This is a genomic window from Tolumonas auensis DSM 9187 (assembly GCF_000023065.1).
Taxonomy (GTDB): domain Bacteria; phylum Pseudomonadota; class Gammaproteobacteria; order Enterobacterales; family Aeromonadaceae; genus Tolumonas; species Tolumonas auensis.
In genome coordinates, this window is the sequence record NC_012691.1 from 2,486,196 (window position 1) to 2,506,068 (window position 19,873).

Annotated in this window: 15 protein-coding genes; 4 read left to right on the top strand and 11 right to left on the bottom strand. The window is 42.3% G+C overall.

What is annotated here, in order from left to right:
- Window positions 1–10 precede the first annotated feature (10 nt).
- The 10 genes from TOLA_RS11520 to TOLA_RS16545 form a co-directional block, all read right to left on the bottom strand.
- Entirely contained in the window at window positions 11–1,795 is a 1,785-nt protein-coding gene (locus TOLA_RS11520; RefSeq protein WP_015879334.1) for an ATP-binding protein, read from the bottom strand.
- A 9-nt stretch (window positions 1,796–1,804) separates the two neighbouring features.
- A complete protein-coding gene (locus tag TOLA_RS11525) occupies window positions 1,805–2,953 on the bottom strand; it encodes an SIR2 family protein (RefSeq protein ID WP_015879335.1) in 1,149 nt (382 codons plus the stop codon).
- A 29-nt stretch (window positions 2,954–2,982) separates the two neighbouring features.
- Window positions 2,983–6,012 carry a type I restriction endonuclease subunit R gene (locus TOLA_RS11530; RefSeq protein WP_015879336.1) on the bottom strand — a complete coding sequence of 1,010 codons (3,030 nt, stop codon included), beginning with the start codon at window positions 6,010–6,012 and terminating at the stop codon, window positions 2,983–2,985.
- Window positions 6,013–6,029: 17 nt separating this feature from the next.
- A complete protein-coding gene (locus TOLA_RS11535) occupies window positions 6,030–7,025 on the bottom strand; it encodes a Fic family protein (protein WP_015879337.1) in 996 nt (331 codons plus the stop codon).
- 2 nt (window positions 7,026–7,027) lie between these two features.
- Window positions 7,028–8,293: a restriction endonuclease subunit S gene (locus TOLA_RS11540; protein WP_015879338.1), complete on the bottom strand. Its 1,266-nt coding sequence runs from the start codon at window positions 8,291–8,293 to the stop codon at window positions 7,028–7,030.
- Between the two features lie 15 nt (window positions 8,294–8,308).
- Complete coding sequence (locus TOLA_RS11545; protein ID WP_015879339.1) at window positions 8,309–10,702, bottom strand: type I restriction-modification system subunit M; 2,394 nt, start codon at window positions 10,700–10,702, stop codon at window positions 8,309–8,311.
- A 43-nt stretch (window positions 10,703–10,745) separates the two neighbouring features.
- Entirely contained in the window at window positions 10,746–11,636 is an 891-nt protein-coding gene (locus tag TOLA_RS11550) for a WYL domain-containing protein (RefSeq protein WP_015879340.1), read from the bottom strand.
- 129 nt (window positions 11,637–11,765) lie between these two features.
- Entirely contained in the window at window positions 11,766–12,473 is a 708-nt protein-coding gene (locus tag TOLA_RS11555; protein WP_049759187.1) for an inovirus Gp2 family protein, read from the bottom strand.
- Window positions 12,474–12,656: 183 nt separating this feature from the next.
- A complete protein-coding gene (locus TOLA_RS11560; protein WP_015879342.1) occupies window positions 12,657–14,102 on the bottom strand; it encodes a YfjI family protein in 1,446 nt (481 codons plus the stop codon).
- A 17-nt stretch (window positions 14,103–14,119) separates the two neighbouring features.
- Complete coding sequence (locus TOLA_RS16545) at window positions 14,120–14,473, bottom strand: helix-turn-helix transcriptional regulator (protein WP_015879343.1); 354 nt, start codon at window positions 14,471–14,473, stop codon at window positions 14,120–14,122.
- A gap of 92 nt (window positions 14,474–14,565) precedes the next feature.
- Between TOLA_RS16545 and TOLA_RS11565 the strand changes: the two genes are divergently transcribed.
- The 4 genes from TOLA_RS11565 (at window position 14,566) to TOLA_RS11580 (ending at window position 19,430) form a co-directional block, all read left to right on the top strand.
- A complete protein-coding gene (locus TOLA_RS11565; RefSeq protein ID WP_015879344.1) occupies window positions 14,566–16,323 on the top strand; it encodes a hypothetical protein in 1,758 nt (585 codons plus the stop codon).
- A gap of 137 nt (window positions 16,324–16,460) precedes the next feature.
- Window positions 16,461–17,411, top strand: coding sequence for a DUF932 domain-containing protein (locus tag TOLA_RS11570; protein WP_015879345.1), 951 nt, complete (start codon window positions 16,461–16,463; stop codon window positions 17,409–17,411).
- Window positions 17,412–17,495: 84 nt separating this feature from the next.
- Complete coding sequence (locus TOLA_RS11575; RefSeq protein ID WP_015879346.1) at window positions 17,496–18,479, top strand: YqaJ viral recombinase family nuclease; 984 nt, start codon at window positions 17,496–17,498, stop codon at window positions 18,477–18,479.
- 18 nt (window positions 18,480–18,497) lie between these two features.
- Window positions 18,498–19,430, top strand: a complete 933-nt coding sequence (locus TOLA_RS11580; protein WP_015879347.1) for a recombination directionality factor — start codon at window positions 18,498–18,500, stop codon at window positions 19,428–19,430.
- 21 nt (window positions 19,431–19,451) lie between these two features.
- Here TOLA_RS11580 and TOLA_RS11585 read toward each other — a convergent pair whose 3' ends face one another.
- Window positions 19,452–19,799 (bottom strand): helix-turn-helix domain-containing protein, encoded by a 348-nt coding sequence (locus TOLA_RS11585; protein ID WP_015879348.1) that lies wholly within the window; start codon window positions 19,797–19,799, stop codon window positions 19,452–19,454.
- Window positions 19,800–19,873 lie beyond the last annotated feature (74 nt).

The window sequence follows — 19,873 nt, forward strand, 5'->3', positions numbered from 1 at the left end:
AATTTGGTTACTACATGTTGCTTTCATTGCTCCACAACTTCATTAAATTAACATCCTCACTATCTGGCTGTTTTTCTCTTTCTAACAGATCAACCTGTAGAACCATGGGGAGATCAAATGAGGTTCCTGTCACAATGCAACACCCACGAGATAAGTTAGGTATCATATTCCTCGATATACTATCTAATGTGCTGATTGAATTATCTATAAGTTGTAAATCTCTCTCATTGACTAACCTATGGATAAAGAAGTTATGCACTTGTGAAATAATAGTTGGAGAAATATCTGCGGGGCGCTGACTTGATAAAGTCAGAAAAAATCCGAACTTTCTCCCCTCTTTAATAATCTCTTCAAATTGTTCTAAGCGATAGTCTTTCCAGCTTTCACTTTCACGAGTTGACTGATGAGATAAAATATTATGCGCTTCATCAATGATCAAATGAACTGTATTTTTCGGCGGATTATCAACATTATCCCTGTGAGGATGATAATAGTGCTTCGCAATTAGCAATGGGAGTACTTTCTTTATACTTTGATTGCACTTTCTAAATGAGATAATTGTAACAGTTTTTTTATTGACTTCTTCATCCACCACAGAAATAACTTTTTTAAGTGCATTTAGAGATGCGTCTATTCTTTTTAATAATGGCTGAATAAACTCATATTGAACATAGCCAAAAATCAAATCGTTAATTAGCTGCAAGTCACAACGAAGCTTTAGTTCCTCGAAAGCATCTATCGTTTTTAGTTTCAAGCTGTCGACTTTAGACTTAAATACTAAGTTATAACCATTAGATTCTGAATTAAAGTAAACCGTAGAACCACCAAACAAGCAATAAAAATTTGATCGAGTAGTGTTCCAACCAACAGACTTCAATAAGATGTTTATATCATCCAACTCCAACAAACTAGCTACATTTCTAACCAAATCCAATGAGTCAGCCTTGGGTTGCGCCGCGGTAAATATTCTTTCAAATGTTTTCTTTAAATAAATCTCCAAGCTATTATCTATGCTTTTATATTTATCCTTGCTGTTAATTATTCTATTTATAAATGGCTTTTGAGTATTGGCAGTAGCCTGAAATAGAATGCAAAGTGATTCCAAACTCCAGAATTCATTTTTAGATAGTGGGAATTTATCTGATTCATCTTTTGTGTTTAGATTGTAAATGGTTTTGTATTTTTTAGATACCAGTTGATTGGTTGCGTACTCTCCATTAAAATCCACTACAACAAACCTACTTTTCCCGCAAATTTGTTCAATTTTATGTTCAAATAAAGTAGTATATAACTTTGTTAACGTATTTGATTTCCCACTACCAGTATTGCCAAAAACACCAATATGAGTATTAAATAATTTATCCCACTTCAAAGAGATTGGTATTTCTTCTTTCAATAACCGACCTATTATGAAATCTTCGTCCACTGGTTTACCATAAATATCTGAAACTCTCTCTTCCTCAAGAAGATATACTCTATCTTTGATAAGAGGCAGGTACTTGATACCCTCGAAAAAAACTCCCTTTTCAAAATAACCTATTGGTTTTAGCTCTACTCTCCTAATATAATATCTCTTTTCTTCATTATCTTCATAACGTTTCTCATCAAGAAACTCTCCCTCAACAAGACAAATAATTTCTTTAAATCCGCGCTCTATTTTTACGAACTCTCTGATTGATATACCTTTTAATAATTTCCCACCGTAGAATAAAGTATCTTTGTTAGATTCCTCATAAAGTCTAGCCGTGACAGTTACACCATTTACGCCAACTACCTCACCAACCAATATAGACATATTTCCACCCTACACCAAAGGGGTAATAGAAAAAACATTATTATTGAATTCGCTGAAGTTTAAGTTTTGTTCGATCTTAATAAACTTAACATTGGCATATTCAGCAAAATAGCTTTTCATCTTTGAAAGCTGGGAATCATCAAAACAGCATATATACATTGTAAGATAATTGTTGGATAGAGACCTTTTAACTAAATGTCTAATATGTTCATCTGCAAATGAAAAACCAAAAACAATTAATGTCGATTGTCTTTTTTCTAACTGGTAACTCATATACCTTAGCATTTGATAGTAATGCTCCTCAAATACTGTTTCATAAAACTTCCATTTTGTGGGATTAACAATTGGAAGTTTATTGTACTTAACCCAGAATTCCTTTTCTATTTCGTCAAAATCAGAGGAGAATTCAATTTTTAGCTCTTCTTTTTTTGAGTCAGATTTTTTAATAAAAGATTTAAATATTTTCAATTCGCTTTCTGGAAATCGCTCAATCAATCTATCATTATTGTTATTATGGTATTGGACTTCTATTGATTCACCTTTCTTTCTCCAATAAGCAGATCCATGCAGGTGAATAATGTTTACCTGAGGAACTATAGTGGCATTCTTATCAAAAGTGCTTTTCCTAACCTGTATTGAATCAAAATTTCTAGCTTCGACCACTTTTCGCTTAAAACCATTTGACCCGTCATTTAAATTTAACTGAGTTTTATTTTCTTCAAGCAACTCTTCGTAAGCTTCAACAAAACAAGAATCATAATTGGTTGTAAATATATTAACCTTTTTTTCTTGATGATGTTTTTTATCCAAAATAGAAAACAGTGTAAATAATAGCGCTTTGTAATTACTCATTACCTCTAATTCAATTCTATCATCAAAGTCAATATGCCAACCTTTGTTTTCGCTCCAGTTAAATTTCATTACAGGCTCAATACATTCTTTGTAATAGTACATGAACAATAGAGAGTTTAAATTTTTTTTGTTTTTTGATTCAAAATAATGAGCAAGCGTTTCGATGGTTTCATAATTGCCATTTTCATCTTTCATTTGTGTTGCCAATGTTGGAAACAACCCAAATGAAGCTCCAGCACCAAATAAAAAATTTAAATCCTGCTCGTATATCTTACTTATATCTATTTTATTTATAATTTCGGACATATTGTTCTCACTTCTTATCTAATAAACCATCACACCCCAACCATTCTCTGCACGCTTTGCATCCATGATGTTTTAAATGCTGCATCGTTGGCGAACAGCTTGTAGAGCTCCAATTCATCTTTACGGCGCAGTAGCATCACTTCTTTCAAGATCTTTTCGAATGCCAGTTCGCGGTTGATTGGGTCAGGGTTGTTCTGATATTTCGCTTCGAAATCAGGGTGTTTTTTCACGCTGTCGGCGATGTTCACGAACTTCACTTTTTGCTCTTCTGGCGTTGAGCTCCAGCCTTGGAACCATTTCTCGTTGAAGTTATTGATGATCGCGTCCAGCGGATCTGTCTCGACATCACCGCCATGCCCACCACGCGGGTTCGGGTTCTGCGGGTCAACGGTGGTTTCTTGTGCATCTAAATCAATGGTGTAATTCAGTTTGACGCGCTGTAGGCCGTAAGAGGCCAGATCGACTGAGTTGAGCAGTTCATCCAGCAGATCGCTTTCTGGATCTTGTACTTTCAGTTTCGGGATCAGGAATTTGAGGAACCAGAACAGTTTCTCCCACAACAACATGTCGTAAGGAATAATCGATGCCATCTGGCCGTAGATTTTTACGAACTGCTTGGCTTTGATTTTAAAATCAACTTGCTCTGCGTTGGTGAGTTCCAGCTCTTGATTGAAGCGCTCGGCAGCGACATCGATAATGCCGCTGAGTAGTTGGGCGTCATCGCCTTTGAAATAACGCTGAACGAACTCTTCGACTTCATACCACTCATACACGCCCACGTCATCGAGCGCGTCTTTTAGCTCATGCAACACGTTAATGTCGGTCGCCTGTGATAATGATGTCGCAGTGTAAAACGGGTCGAAGGCGGCCTTGATATCATCCACCGCATTAAAGAAATCGAGAATAAATAAATCTTCGGTTTTCTTACCCCATTTCGGTGCTGCTCGGTTCAAACGTGATAATGCTTGCACGCAAAGCACACCAGCCAGTTTTTTATCGACATACATCGCGCAGAGTTTCGGCTGATCGAACCCTGTCAGATATTTGTTCGCGACAATCAGCAGGCGGTATTCATCAGTATCAAATTTATCGCGGGTGTCATTTTCAGCAAAACCATTCAGATCAGCTTCGGTATATTCAATGCCATCGACCTCTTTTGTGCCTGAGAATGCGATCAGAACTTTGAAAGGGTTGCCTATCGCGTCGAGCTGTTTGGTAATGGCTTTGAAATAACGAATGGCAGACACGATGTTCTGCGTCACCACCATCCCCTTGCCTTTCCCTTTCAGCTTCTTGGCATTCACAACATGCGGAATAAAATGCTCCAGCATGATTTCGGCTTTCACATTAATGGTTTCCTGACTGCCTTCGACATATGCACGTAACTTCTTCTGTGCCTTTTTACTGTCGAATTGCGGATTGTCTTCGACCGATTTACTGATTTCGTAATAACTGCGATAGGTGGTGTAATTCGCCACCACATCCAGAATAAAGCCTTCTTCGATGGCCTGTTTCATTGAATACAGGTGGAATGGCCGATAGCTGCCATCTTCCTGTCGCTGACCGAACTTCTCTAATGTGGTGTTCTTCGGTGTTGCTGTGAACGCCAGATAAGAGGCATTGCCCCGCATCTTGCGTGATAGCATCGACTGCAAGATCAGATCTTGAATATCTTCAGCTTCTTCTTCCGTTTTCCCCATCGCTTCGTTCATTTTGCTGTGCGCGGTGCCCGATTGTGAGCTGTGCGCTTCGTCGATGATCACGGCAAAACGTTTGTCGCTGAGGTCGCTAATGCCATCAACAATGAACGGGAATTTCTGGATGGTGGTGATGATGATCTTCTTGCCATTTTCGAGGGCCGATTTCAGCTCTGATGATTTATTCGCTGGCGCAATGATGTTTTTCACCTCAGAGAACTCTTTGATGTTCTCTCTGAGCTGTTTATCTAGCAGGCGGCGGTCAGTCACGACAATCACAGAATCAAATAACGGCTGATCGATGCCATGACTGCCATGCACATCATTGGTTGCTGGGTACGCCTCTATCAGTTGATAGGCGGCCCATGTGATCGAGTTTGATTTGCCTGAACCGGCAGAGTGTTGGATCAGATAGGTGTGCCCGACACCATAATGTGCGGCATGATCGACCAGCCTGCGCACCACATCAAGCTGGTGATAACGGGGGAAGAACAGGGTGCGTTTGTTGAGTAAGTCTTTCGATGAGCCATCTAAACGCACAAAGTGCTGAATGATGTTGGCCAGACTCACTTTGGTGAAGACCTCTTCCCACAGATAGGCCGTTTTGTGGCCGAACAGGTTGGGTGGGTTGCCCTGACCGTGATTATTGCCTTTATTAAATGGCAGGAAGAAGGTCTCTTTACCAGCCAGTTTGGTGGTCATATAGACTTCATCGGTATCCACCGCCATATGCACCAGACAACGGCCAAAGTTCAGCAAAGGCTGATTGATGTCGCGATCTTCACGGTATTGTTTCTGGCCGTGGTAACGCGCGGTTTGACCCGTCCACGCGTTTTTCAGTTCGAGTGTCACCAGCGGGATGCCGTTAATAAACAGCACCATATCAATTTCTTGCAACGGGTTGAGTTGCGAGTAACACACCTGTCGGGTGCAACTGAAAATATTCGCGGTGAAATTCTGTTTCACTGCCTGACTGCTGCTGGCGAGTGGCGCCGGATACATCAGGGTCAGGTAAGCATCATCCACACTTAAGCCTTTCTTGAGCAGATGCAGCACACCGTGTTTTTTGATCAGACGGTCGAAACGCTCTAACACTTTGCGCTGCCAGTCGTTGGCATGATGCACTTTCAGCTTAGCTAATTCTTCAGCTTGCGTGTTTTCAAGAAACTGCCAGAACAAGCGTAAATCGAGGGCATATTGCTTATCGATATCAGCCGGAAAACCTTGCTGGAAACCATTATGCTGGGTGATATAAGCACCAGCAGGTTCATTAATACCCGCTTTCACCTCTTCCATACACAGGCCGGTTAAGGCTTTCTCTATGGCTGCTTCCAGCGCTTGTTCGTTGGTGTGGCTTACCATGTTTTCTCCCTGATTTTTTATTCTTGTATAACCTGCCAGTAACCATCTTTTTTCGGCCCGATAAACGCTATACGGCCTTGTGTTTTCAGCTTGGCAACGGCGCGTTCGACGGTCGTGACTGATTTTTCTATCTGCTGTGCGACCTCGGCCAAACTCATTTGCGGATGCTCGCTTAACAAAGCCAAGATCAGTTCCGGCGTTTGTACCCGCGTTTGTACCCGCGTTTGTACCCGCGTTTTTTCGGTATCAGGTTGGGTGTTAATGGCTTCTTGCAGGCTGTCTTCTATCGCTTGCAGCAAAAATTCGATAAAAGCCGAACAATCGCTTTTCTGATCAGATTCGGTCAGTAATTGGTAATAGGTTTGCTGGCGATGTTTGATAACGGTTTCAACCGGCAGGAACGCCAGCATCGGCTGCCAGTGGCTTAAAATAAGCGTTTGCCATAAGCGCCCGATGCGGCCATTGCCATCACCAAACGGGTGAATAAATTCAAACTCGTAATGAAAGGCCGCCGAGGCAATCAGCGGGTGGGCATCGGTGTTGGCTAGCCAAGCGAACAGATCGGCCATGAGGCGTGGAATTTGGCTGGCTGGTGGGGCCATATGTACGAGTTGCTCACCGCGATAGATGCCCGCCCCTTTGCTGCGCCAGTGGCCTGCGTCATCAATCAGGCCATGCAGTAATAAGGCGTGTGCGGCCAGTAAGTCGTCGATGTGCTGCGGGTGCCAGCGCTCTAACGCTTCATAAGCGGTAAAGGCATTGCGCACCTCCTGAATCTCTTTTGGCAGGCCCAGCACGGTTTTGCCTTCGATTACCGCCGTTACCTGTTCCAGTGTCAGCGTGTTTTGCTCGACTGCCAGCGATGCCTGAATGGTTTTAATACGGTTGCCACGGCGCAGCTCGGGCACCAACTGGTTTTGATTAGCCGCCTTCCATGTGCCAATCAGTTCGCCGATGTGGGCCACATGGCGCATCATGGTGTGGGTGAGCTGAAACGGTGGCTGATAGCTCATGGTTACACCACTTTGATTTTGCCGGTAACGGCGCTGTTAATGAGAGTGGTTTTGTATTCCTGATATTTAGTGATCTGCCCAATAAATATCTCTGTTGCTTTATTTATCTCATCGACCTTAGATTGAATTGCTGAAAATATCGCGCGCTGTTCATCAATAGGCGGAATGAATAAATCAACCTGAGAAAAATTATCAAAATTCAAATCTTGCCCATCACGGATAAAACTTGCCGTCATTTGTAAGGCATTAATGTAACTGGGTAGTTTTAGTAAATAACTAAAAAACCCCGCGTCTATCTCTTCAGAATTTACAGGCCGTAACACGACATAAGAGGATCGAATACACCCAGAGGCCCAAGCCCTCTCGAGACCACCTTGAAAACTACGCATGCTGATAACAAAGTCATTTATTTCTACATGTTTTCGTTTGTCTAAATGAAAAGAAATTTTAACAACCTTTCTACCAACCATTTCCTCATATTGCTCTTGAGGAATGACACCATAGGCTTGAGTTGCGGACAACTGAACATCATTTGATCTAGCTCTTTCTTTTCGCTGACAAAAAACAAATCTACTTCGACGAACTTCCCAATGCGCCGGAATCTTCCCAATCCATTCCACACCAGAGTCTTTCATCGGCACAGTCGGGTCTAAGCCTTGTGTGACAGCCTGTTGAATGATGATCTGTTTGCGTTCTTTCAGCAGTTCAATTTGCTTTTCTTTGATGGCAATCGCTTCGTCGATTTTGGCTGTTTTTTCATCGAGGAAATTAGCGATGGCGGTTTGAGCTTCTAATGGCGGAAACGTGACAAAAATCTCTGCCATTTCGCCATTCATTATTTTTGCACCGTTTGTATCAGGTCTCTTGTAAAATTGAGCCGCAATTGATAATGCGTTTTTTAAAAACTCTAGACTTATTTTCTGCTTGTTAATTGGTTGCAATGTACCGCAAACATTTGTGCAATTATGCTTACCTTTTCGAAGAAAGACGGTTCCTGCATTGGCACCATCTGTCGTCCAAGTAATTTGCTCACAATCAAAATCAAAAGTTGATATGTATCCTAGTATCCCATCATTTTGAGTCTGAGATGAATACACTGGATAACACCCATTATCATCAAGTTCTTGCTGCGAGATAACACGCCCTCGACCAATACGGAACAAATATTTTACTTTTCGAGTGCTCCATTCTTCTGGTATTTCTCCTAACCAATCAACACCAGAATCTTTATACGCCTCATACTTCGGCATTACAGTGAACGTCGTCATGCTTGCGTCTCCTGCCTATACCGTTGCCGAGTGGGTTGTCAGCCCTAAAATCTGCGCAATCAGACCATCGGCCTGTTTTTCCAGATCAATGATTTCTTGTGCCACCGCTTCAAGTTTACGCAGTGGTTTATGGCGGTAGAAATATTTATTAAAGCTGATTTCACAGCCAATCTTCACCGATTCCATATTCAGCCAAGCTTCAGCAACATGCGGTTTTACTTCATCAAGGAAATACTGATAGATGCTCTGTTTCAGTGGCACGGACTCGGTGTCGCGCAAATCGCTGCTGCTTTCATACGTGACGAATTCGCCTTTCTTGCCATGCGGGTAATAACCAAAATCAGGCAGGTCGCCCTCTTCGCAGCTATAGAGTTCCAGTAATTCCGCCAGTTTATCAGCAGAGAGTTTGAGCACCTTCTTCACCACTTTTTCTGCGGTTTCGTCATACCAGCTCACGGCATTTAAAATGGCATTCTTTTCGGGCGCGGATAGTTTCAAACTGCTGGCTTTCAGTGCTGCATCGACCTTGTCTTTAAACAGATTGAAATCGGTAAACTCAGCCTCACCCACACCTTCCATCAGCGTTTGTGCGGCATCGAGTAACTTGCGTGAACTGAGCCAGAAAGCGGTATCGAGCAGCTTTTCTTTGGCTTTGTTATTTAAGCTGATGTCGTTTTTCTCGCACCAATCGGTAATGTGTTTACCCTGTTCTGCCAAGAAACCAGCTTGATAGACCTTGTCGTTATATTCGCCATAGCAATATTCCATCGCTTCGCTGAGTGATTTGTCAAAACGCAGCGGCGCAATGCGCTCGGCGCTGAACTGCGCTTTACGGCGATCAGGGCGCTCGACGGTGACTTTGAAATAACCGAAATCTTCGTTATTGAAAATTTTACTGGCTAAACCGATGGCGTCGCCATTGGCATCAAGCTGGCGTTCCACCTCGTTAAATTCAAGGTAGGTTTGCATGATTTCGGCGATATGTTCCGGCGCAAATTCGCAGTTTTTATTGCCTAAATTTTTACGCAGTTTGCGGAATAACTGACTGGCATCGATCAGTTGCACTTTCCCTTTGCGGCGTTCTGGTTTGTTGTTGTTCAGCAACCAGATATAGGTGGTGATTCCGGTGTTATAGAAGAGGTTATTCGGCAGTTGCACGATGGCTTCGAGCATGTCGTTTTCAATCAGATAACGGCGGATGTTACTTTCACCACCACCGGCATCGCCGGTAAACAGGCTTGAACCGTTATGCACCGAGGCGATACGGCTGCCAATGGTGCCATTAACCGGCGCCTTCATCTTGCTGACCATTTCCATCAGAAACAGCAATTGCCCGTCACTGGAACGTGGCGTGGCATCACTGCCTTTCGCATCCACTTTGCCCCAGTAATCAGTCAACTGCACTTTAAAGCGCGGGTCGATGACCTCGGTTCCCTCTTTAATATTTTTCTGCTCCGACGCCCAGCTTTTGCCATAGGGCGGGTTTGAGAGCATAAAGTCGAACCGCATGTGCGAGAATTCATCGGTCGAGAGGGTTGAGCCGATTTTGATATTGGCGGGATCATTGCCCTTGATCATCATGTCTGACTTACAAATCGCGTAAGTCTCGTCGTTGATCTCTTTGCCGTAGAGGTGAATGTCGCGGCTCGCACCCACTGCCGGATATTTCTCTTCAATGAAGTTCTGCGATTCGGTAAGCATGCCACCACTGCCACAGGCGGGGTCGTAGATGGTCATGGTGAGCGGTAACTGATCTTTGAGCGGGTCAAACACCAGATGCGTCATCAGCTCGATCACTTCACGCGGGGTAAAGTGTTCGCCCGCCTCTTCGTTGTTCTCTTCGTTAAATTTACGGATCAACTCTTCAAACACATAACCCATGCCGAGGTTGGTCAGTGCCGGAAGTTTGTTGCCAGAGGCATCTTCGCATTCCTGCGGTGTCAGGTTGATGTTGGGTGAAATGAACTTTTCCACCACATCGAGCAACACCTGTTTTTCAGCCATATGGCGGATCTGCGATTTCAGGTTAAAACGCCCAACGATCTCTTTGACGTTGTCGCTAAAACCATTCAGGTATTCATTAAAATTCTGCAACAAGATCTGCTGATTATTGGTGGCCGCCGCATGTAGGGTTTTCAGCGTCCATTTCGAGATGTTGTAAAACACATAACCCGATGCCGCTTTTAATGGCTCGTCATCCAGTTCCACCGCGTTCATTTCTTCCTGCTGGAAACGAACCTCTTCCAACACCGCTTCTTTCGATGGCTCAAGCAAGGTGTCTAAACGGCGCAGCACCACCATCGGCAGAATCACGTCACGGTATTTGCCACGCACATAGACATCCCGCAGGCAGTCGTCGGCGATGCTCCAGATGAAAGAAACCAGTTTGTTGTGAACGCTGTGATCCATGTTGTTATCCTGTTGCCAGGCTGATGCCCAGCTAAAATAAAAATTAACTCATGCCTGGTGCTAATAGGGCGTTATGCGCCACCGCCAGACATGCTGAATTGCGTAACCAGAGCTGATATTCAGCCCCTGTCAGGTGATGGTCTGCCGAACAATCAACATTCCATAACCGTAATAAATAACCGGCCATCGCGGCCCTGATCTGAATGGTTTTCAGGCCATCAGTCATGGCGTAATCAAGTGCAATCGCTTCTTTATGTTTGAGATTCGGGTGTGGCACTAATTCGAGCGAAATAAGGGCGCTCCATTGCTCATCGTTCATTGATTGCTCTGCTTCGTTCAGCGTTGAATCAGTAACGAACGTACATTGTTTTACCCGCGTCAGTACAAAATCTCTGAATGCGTGTTGTAAGCGATCATAAGCGCGTACATGCCAGCGTAAGCCACTATCAACCAGTGTATGCGGCACAATCTCACGCAGCGTTTCACCACTGCTCAGTGAGACATAGTTGATCTGAACTGCTTTGCGTTTGTGAATAGCTTCGGTCAAGGTCGCGATAATAGACAGTGCAGGCTGATTGAGATGATGTGGCGCTTCACAAGGGAATGGCACACCACGTTTGCCAGAGAAACCATCACCAAAGCCCTGACTCAACGTTGCCAGTGTGCGTAGCGGGTCGTATTGAAACAGAGAATGGAACTGAGCGCTGCGAACATGCAACCGGCGTTGTGCATCATACTCAATGTTCTGAGGTGCCAATTCACGATAGAGAGTGAAATCTTTCGTCACCTGAGCGGGTGCGATGTTGAAGCGTGCGATCAAGTCAGCCCGCACCGCTTCACCTTTAAACATCAAGGTAAAGTCGATATGCGCAAGCCGCTCCCGAGTTGCCTGCGGGAGTGCATCTAAACGCTTTTCAGTGACGTTTGCAGGCATGTAAAGGCTTGCACCTAATAAAATGTATTAGGTTAATCCTACTGCGTTATAGCGCGTTTGGGAAGCAATTGGCACGGATATATCAAAGTTTTTAATTCATCAGCGCCAGATCATCATTTGCCTAATCAATCACAATGAATAAACGGGAAACTGACTACAGCCAAAATTACGAAAACCATCATCTGTCGTTTTCGTATCGACTTTAGAGAGATATAAGAATCGCTCTAAAGCCCATATAAATTTCTCATCCTGTAATGTCGCATTTTTACCTTCTAGGTTATACGCACAGTTATCAGGAAAATGCACCAATGTTGCATATTCTGGAAAACTCACTCTTAAAGCACTACACCAAGCCTTTTGAATCATAGCTGCAATCCCAGATGAGTTATCAGGTGAGCAATCACCTAAATGATAATAAACATCCTTATCAAACAATAAAACAAGATGGTAGTGATGATGAAATGATTCATCCTTCTCTCTTGTCCAGATATATTTAAAATCATCTCTACTTACCATTATATTTTTATTTTTACGATATACCTTTAATTGACTCTTAAGTGATTCAAAGAAACGAGTAATTGCCTTCGGGTCTGCTTGTTGAAAATGGGATGGAGTATCTACATCTCCATCCATGTAATCATTGGCAAAACGTAAGTCTATCCTGAATGCTCTTACCCTACTATAATACCGTAAGCTTTTCTGCACTGTCTCTATGATTCTATTAACCTTATACAGATCTAAAGATCCATAGTTCTTAGTCATTCTGTTTGTTAAATTATTATATTCAATGGTTGTCAGTTGATTATCGAAATACATATACACCTCAATAAACGGCATAGATAACCCCTAACTATGCCGTTATTAATTAAATGAATTACATTAAGAGTAGAAATGTATCATTGGCATATATTACAATACCAACAAAAATTAATATAAAAATAAGACGTTACGTAAGAAAACCTCCATCAATTATGAGAAAAATCCATGAAGGATGTTAATTAAACACTCTGAAGTTATTTTTTAAACCCTAGGTGTGCCATATGGCAAATATTGAATATAGTTTGTTTTTCCATGTTTAAATACATTAATCTTTCCCCGTTGAAAAAGTGTGGCTAAGGCCTTCTCCAGTGAACATTTTGAGCGAACACTATTGGGGCCGAACTTTAGAAGATGATTTTTTGGAAATACACAATTCGGATAATTATGTATTTTGTGTTGCAACCAACTATCAAGTAAATCTGCAAATCTAATTTCTTCTGGAATACAACTTTTACTCATCAAATAGATGAAGGAATCAAAATACCAGTTCGCTATTGTTATAGCTGCATACATGATCTGGTCAGAAACCAATGCATCACCACTACAAAATCCCTCCAAAACCCCAGCGATTCTGGATACATGTTCAGCATGCTTTGAAGCATAATCACGAAAATTCTCTAGCGAACCCAACGGCGTGCACAGTGATTCAACGCGATTAAATTCAGCAGACCATCTCGCACTAGCTTCAGGAGAAAACCGAATAATGTCTCGAGGTTGTCCTGTAATTCTTCGCCATACAGCTTTTTGTAATCGTTCTCTAATTCGCTTGTTAAAAGCCTCCAACGCCATTGGATTTGAGTTATTAATTAACCATTCTTCTTTGTCGCTTGTTCTCTGTCCTATCGTCGAAAGAGGTGCACAAAATAGCGTCCGAGCGAAGAATCCTGAAGCTCGCGACTGTTCGCCTTTTTTCGCCATGTATGCTTCAAACAGTTGTGGCTGAACCATGAACATACAACTGAGTCTAGCATCTTCGATTTTAAACACCTCAGTACTGGCACGATCAACCTCAATGGAACTACCATTCCACAATGAGTTCAGTAAAGCCGAATCACTGAGTAATTCACCGAACAAAATACTACCGGCTTCATCAGAATAAAGACCTAAAGACGGCCAACCAGTGCCCAACATTTTTTTAATAGCCGCCGTCGTGATGTCATTAATCACGACACGTTTACGAACTGGTTCTTTAGGTTTTGCATTTGAACATTCAATTAGTGCTTTTATCGTTTTCTCTGGATCTTCGCCCTTCTTGATATCTTGCTGTAACTTTTTACGAAGTGCGTGATATTGCACTTCCCATACTGAAATATCAGTTTTATTGTTTGATACGTGGTCTTGATGCTCTATTTCCCACTCTGCTTCAAGTTCACGAATCCCACTCATTAGCAATCGATCTACGGTCGATTTACGTTCTCCAGATTCCGCTAATATCATTTGGTATAGCGAAATTGGGTAACGCATTTTTTCCTTTGGTTCCACGTCAAAAAGGTCTTGGCAAGACAGCGACATTGCTCCAAGTAACGAAGATGCAATCAAAGGTAATGGTGCCTGAGTTTCTGCATGTACCCTCTGGATTACCTGTTGCAACCCAATAGGTAATACATGAAAAGGAAATTGCACTGGATTTTTGTCAAAAGTATTCATAATTACGCTCCAAAGAATCAATTTGTTGAAGTTAAAGAACTAATCCACGCAGCAACATCGACTAAGTGCCAGCCAATCGCTGACGCACCAAGTTTGATGGGTCTAGGAAAAGTAGGGTCGAATCGTGGTGACTTTGGGTTTAAGCGGTCATAGATCGTTGAACGACTAAGACTGATCATTGCAGCAAACTCTTTGATTCGAATGATCCGATCACCATCACCGAAGATTGGGGAACACCTATGGCCTACCAAAGGCGTATGTTCTTTTGTAGTGACGATATGATTTCCACAATTTGAAGTGGATAGCATTTGACTAAGATGGTTTAAATGCATTGGTATCAGCTTGATGCTTGTATCCTTTAATTTTTTCATGTTTTTTCCTTCGCTCGTTGAGTTAAAACAAGACTAGAGTTTTTGGATTTATGTAACCTCCGAAAATCTGCAGAGACAAGGAGAAAAATTTAGTGATAGTAAAATCAATTAATTATGAGGAAATCATTTCATCGCTTTTTGATGCTTGTGATTTAGTTGATGACAGAAAAGAACAACTTTCCATAAAGCGTAGCTTCACAACAAAACAAGATATTTTTTCTGATGTATTACTTAACCGGCTAGTTTCTTTTCTTTCAGGTAATGATGAACAGCTGATGGTTCAACTTGGTGGTGTATTAGAACTTGTTGAAGAAGCAATGAAAAATTTAAGTTCTTCACCATATCTGCTTGATATGGAAAAAGAAGATTACAACAAGGAATTTCAAAAGAAATTAATAGTTCCTTTTTCTGCACTACTATTATTTAATTTAATTGAAAACTTTAGTACAAACAGCCCTATTTATCATTTTATAAACCTTATTAACTCAAAATTAGAAACAGAAGAAAAAACGCCACTTGATGTACTGATTCGAAATTACATAAAGGCAATCTTAAAAAATAAAAATTTAACAACTGAAGAAACAACAGAGTTCAATGAATTTATAGGGAAAATATCTTTAAAGTCAGCATTAAAACAAAAAACAATTAATGAAAGAGTTGAACATTTAATCACACAACACAAAACACTCAACAAAAAAGGAAATAAAGACTCTAAAAATGCCAGTAAAGAACTATTTTTATTGATATCGTCCGCTCTACAAGGAATGCGTCTTGCTTTATATTTTAGAGATCACATTGATGAATTCTCTTATTATTACCTCTCCGCAATAAACAAATCAAAGCACACAAAAACCGAACACTGGAAGTCATTAAATAACTTAACAACTGAAATAAATAGATCTATAAAAAAAGGAAAAAAGAATCAACAAAAAATAATAAACATGACAGAAAACTTATCTATCAGATATCATGCAAATCTAAATGATAAATACATGAGCAAATCCGCACACATTTTACATTATTTAATCCACCACAGATTCGACAGGGAAAACTCATGTTGGTTCCAGAGGCAAAACCTTAAATATAAAAATAGTTCCCCCTATTACATGCTCGACACCCTAATTAAAATTTATGATCTCAATTTCGACTCCGCAGCAATGGAGTCATTAAAGATAATTAAAAATAGCGAAAACCATCCCAATTACAGACTAACATCCACTTATACAAAGATATATATCTGTCTACTTATTAAAACCAGCAACTCCAATATTAAAAATAACACATTAACTCCTTACATTTACAAGATAGTTTCAACAGAAAACTTCAAAGAAAAAGCAATTCCATCTCATGGGATGAGCTTTTTCAATAAATCATCAATCTTTTCAAATGACGTGGAGTTCTTTACATTAATTGATTGCTTATCTGAGTGGAATATAAACCTAAAAGAAGAATTAGATATAGGAACAGAAAAATCAGATGAATATGATATTAATTTCACATCTAAGATTGAAAAATCTCTCAATAAAATATACACAGCCTTAGGAAGTAAAGATTTAGCATACAATGAAATAGATGATGAAAGCCTAAGAAAAGCAGTGAACTCAACACTTACAACAAATGAGTTAATAGAGTGCACAATAGGATTCATCCCTAATATGTCATTGTATTTTTCGCTGAGAGAAATGGCATTCATTTATTCCGCAATGAGCTACAAGATGATAATTGAGTCACCTTCAATATGTCGATTTGTTTCATGGCCATTGAATTTGAAAAAAAAACTACTGAAAGCTATAAGTCCAAACGAATACATTAACGACGAAAAAAACGAAACAACTAACTCATCAAAATAGAGAACTTATTGCCACTTCTGCTACTAATAGCAGAAGTGGCAATAGATTAGTGCCCCACTAAAAAACAGTCAATCCGAATTTATTACAAATATATATCATTCCTTAGACGTAAATACCAAACAACAAGGAATATATTTATGGCTCATGAAATATCATCCATGGCTTATATCGGTGCAACACCATGGCACGGTTTAGGCAATCAACTCACCGAACAACAACCAATTAATATCTGGCTTAAAGAGGCGGGTATGGATTGGTCTATTCAACAGTCGGACGTTTTATTTAATGCGGACTCTGCTGCGTTAAATATTCGTTCTCATTCCGATGCCAAGGTACTTTATCGTTCTGATTCGTTAGAGCCGTTATCGGTGGTCTCCAATCGTTATAAAGTCGTGCAGCCGCATGAGGTGCTGAACTTTTATAAAGACTTGGTGTCTGTCGGTGGTTTTGAATTAGAAACGGCGGGGGTATTAAAAGGCGGGCGTAAACTCTGGGCGTTAGCGAAAACCGGTCAAGAAGCACGCATTAAAGGCAATGACCGTATTAAAGCCTATCTGTTATTAGCCACCAGTTGTGACGGTACGTTATGTACGACCGCGCAATTCACCTCAGTTCGCGTGGTGTGTAATAACACCTTGCAGATGGCAACGCGGGAGAGCTCCGGTGCCGTGAAAATACCGCACTCCACCAAGTTTGACCCAATGCAGGTGAAAGAAGCATTAGGGCTGGGCTTTTCCAATTGGGATGCGTTTATGCGCAATCTCAAGCAGTTGGGACAGCGCTCTGTATCGCCGGAGGAAGCAGACCAATATTTACGTATTGTGTTGAATGAACCGGAGTACAGCGAAGCCAATGCCGATTCCAAAATCTTCCAGAAAGTGAGTGGTTTGTATCTGGGGGAAGGCATGGGGTCAGATTACTCGGCTGCCAGTGGCACGGCGTGGGGGTTACTGAATGCGGTCACGGAATATGTCGACCATCATCGTCGAGCACGCAATCAAGACAATCGCCTTGATTCCGCTTGGTTTGGTCAGGGCGCACAACTGAAACACAAAGCGTTAGAACAGGCGTTAACGCTCGTTCACTGATTTATTTTCTTTATCCCCTTTATTCCATTCATTCAGTAGCCCCGAACGGCCTTGCCCTCGGGGTTTTTCATTTCTGGAGTTTCTATGAAAGCACGTTATTACCAAGCCATTCGGTTGGCCTCGACCACTGATTTAGGCCGTGAAGCATGGTTGAAAATCAGAGCGCAAGGGATTGGTTCTTCGGATGCAGCAGTAGCCGTGGGGCTATCGCCGTATAAAAGCCCGTTATCGCTGTGGCTTGAGAAAACCAATCGTAAGCCAGCCGCGGATTTATCCGAGAAGGAAGCCGTGATTTGGGGAACGGTGTTAGAGCCGGTATTAGCCAAAGTGTATGCCGCCAGAACAGGCCGACGTGTACGACGGGTCAATGCGGTACTTCAGCATCCAGATTATCCGTTCATGTTGGCGAACCTTGACCGTGAAGTGGTGGGTAAAGCAGATTGCGGGATATTGGAAATTAAAACGGCGGGTTATCACTCGGCACCTCAATGGGAAGACGGGATACCGATTGCTTACCAATGTCAGGTATTACATCAATTGGCGGTGACGGGTCATGCGTGGGCCGATGTAGCGGTGTTGATTGGTGGGCAGGATTTTCGGATTTATCGTATTGAACGCGATGATGACAAAATTGCGGATTTAATCGAACGGGAGTCGCAGTTCTGGGCCTGTGTGCAAGACAACCGACAACCTGAGCCCGATGGCTCTGATGATGCAGGCAAAGCACTGTTATCCCTGTTTCCAGCGGATAACGGTCAAACGCTCGATTTATCGGAGTCGCCGGAATACAACCAACTGTTTGCCGAATTACTCAATTTACGTGAACAGAAGGAAGTCGCTGAGCGCAAAGAGTCCGAAATCAAACAACGCATTCAAGTGGCGTTAGGCACCTGTACGGCGGCGTTATTCCAACAAGGCAAAGTCACTTGGCGCAAAGCCAAAGACCGGCTGGTAGCTGATGTCGATAAAATCAGTCAAGAACACCCTGAGTTGATCCAACAATATTGCAAACCTGTTCCGGGCTCGCGTCGCTTCACCATTCAAACCACTGCTCATCCTTCTCATTAACCCATATTAGGAGTCCGTATGATTAAAGGACTGGCAATTACCCCGCCCGTTATCGGGCGTATCTCGATTGGCCGTTTAGTGTGTAAAAACGATAAATGGCTACCGGAAAAAGACGATAGTTTTACCTTAACCACACAAATCAAAAACAAGGGGGAATGGTTACTGCACCCGCTGCATCAAAAACTCTCAGAGGCCGCGCCGAATCAGAAAATTCGCGCGATACCGGTTCGGATGCTGTTTAATGACACCGACTTAAATCTGCGTGCGGAATACAGTGCGTTTGACCGACAAACCGGACGACCGCTGTGTGTTGGCGATGGAGAGAAAGCCCGACGAGTGAGTGCAGCCGGTGGCACAGAAGAACAGCCTTGTGCGGGCCCGCAGTTTTGCCCGTATGCGCGAGAACATGGTTGCAAATTGTATGGCCGATTGAATGTGCAGGTTGATGGTCAAGGCGATGAGTTAGGCAGTTTCATCTTCCGAACAACCGGTTATAACTCGGTGCGAACCTTAGCCGCCCGTCTGCAATACTTTCAGGCATTGAGCGGCGGTAATACGCGTTATCTGCCCTTACTGCTCAAGCTTCGCGCCAAGACCACCACACTGTCGTATCAAACACCGGTGTATTACGTGGACCTTACTTTGCGGGAAGGTGCGGAGCTTGCCACTACCATCAGCCAAGCCAAAGACGCTGCTGAATCCGATTTAGAGGCGGGTTTAGGCATGATTGAACTGGAGCATACAGCCCGACAATTGCTGCAAAACGGCCAGTTCGAAGACTCGGAGGAAGAAATACCATTGGTCATGGAAGAGTTCTATCCTGACGGACCAGTTCACGATGACAAAACGGCTGTTTTCACTCATCAGATAGCCAGTGAACAGCCTATTCAACAGCGGAGAAAAACAACGTTAACGCCTAAATTGGGGAAACAGGCTAATACAACCAATTAAGTTAACTACAAATACTCATGCTTAAGAATCAGCAAGTCGTTCAACCAGTTGCATCATCGTATTAAGTAATAGTTTCCGGTCAGTATCATTCAATCTGGCTAGTTGCTGACTTAATATAATGCTTTGCTCAGTAGGACGATTGCTGGTTTCACGTAGGAAATCAGTTAACTCACAGTCAAAAAGTTGAGCCAATTCAGCCAGTCGGACAATGGTTGGCACCACAATACCTCGCTCCATTCGGGAAACAGCTTCCATACCGATATTTAGGTACTCTGCCACTTCCTCCTGCGTCATGGCTTTTTGCTGTCGTTGGCGCGCAATTGCTTTCCCAATCGCCTTGGTCAGCAGCTTAATGTTGATCTCGGTCATGAGTCCTCCAGTCAACCTTTATAGTTGGCTATAGACTCATTGACCGTAAGGGCTTAAAAAGGTGATTATCACCC

Excerpts from the sequence above, each read along its gene's own strand:
- TOLA_RS11575 (WP_015879346.1), top strand. The coding sequence starts at position 17,496 with ATGAAAGCACGTTATTACCAAGCCATTCGGTTGGCCTCGACCACTGAT.
- TOLA_RS11530 (WP_015879336.1), bottom strand. The coding sequence starts at position 6,012 with ATGGTAAGCCACACCAACGAACAAGCGCTGGAAGCAGCCATAGAGAAA.
- TOLA_RS11580 (WP_015879347.1), top strand. The coding sequence starts at position 18,498 with ATGATTAAAGGACTGGCAATTACCCCGCCCGTTATCGGGCGTATCTCG.
- TOLA_RS11520 (WP_015879334.1), bottom strand. The coding sequence starts at position 1,795 with ATGTCTATATTGGTTGGTGAGGTAGTTGGCGTAAATGGTGTAACTGTC.
- TOLA_RS11545 (WP_015879339.1), bottom strand. The coding sequence starts at position 10,702 with ATGGATCACAGCGTTCACAACAAACTGGTTTCTTTCATCTGGAGCATC.
- TOLA_RS16545 (WP_015879343.1), bottom strand. The coding sequence starts at position 14,473 with ATGAAAAAATTAAAGGATACAAGCATCAAGCTGATACCAATGCATTTA.
- TOLA_RS11560 (WP_015879342.1), bottom strand. The coding sequence starts at position 14,102 with ATGAATACTTTTGACAAAAATCCAGTGCAATTTCCTTTTCATGTATTA.
- TOLA_RS11585 (WP_015879348.1), bottom strand. The coding sequence starts at position 19,799 with ATGACCGAGATCAACATTAAGCTGCTGACCAAGGCGATTGGGAAAGCA.
- TOLA_RS11550 (WP_015879340.1), bottom strand. The coding sequence starts at position 11,636 with ATGCCTGCAAACGTCACTGAAAAGCGTTTAGATGCACTCCCGCAGGCA.
- TOLA_RS11570 (WP_015879345.1), top strand. The coding sequence starts at position 16,461 with ATGGCTCATGAAATATCATCCATGGCTTATATCGGTGCAACACCATGG.
- TOLA_RS11525 (WP_015879335.1), bottom strand. The coding sequence starts at position 2,953 with ATGTCCGAAATTATAAATAAAATAGATATAAGTAAGATATACGAGCAG.
- TOLA_RS11555 (WP_049759187.1), bottom strand. The coding sequence starts at position 12,473 with ATGCCGTTTATTGAGGTGTATATGTATTTCGATAATCAACTGACAACC.
- TOLA_RS11540 (WP_015879338.1), bottom strand. The coding sequence starts at position 8,293 with ATGACGACGTTCACTGTAATGCCGAAGTATGAGGCGTATAAAGATTCT.
- TOLA_RS11535 (WP_015879337.1), bottom strand. The coding sequence starts at position 7,025 with ATGAGCTATCAGCCACCGTTTCAGCTCACCCACACCATGATGCGCCAT.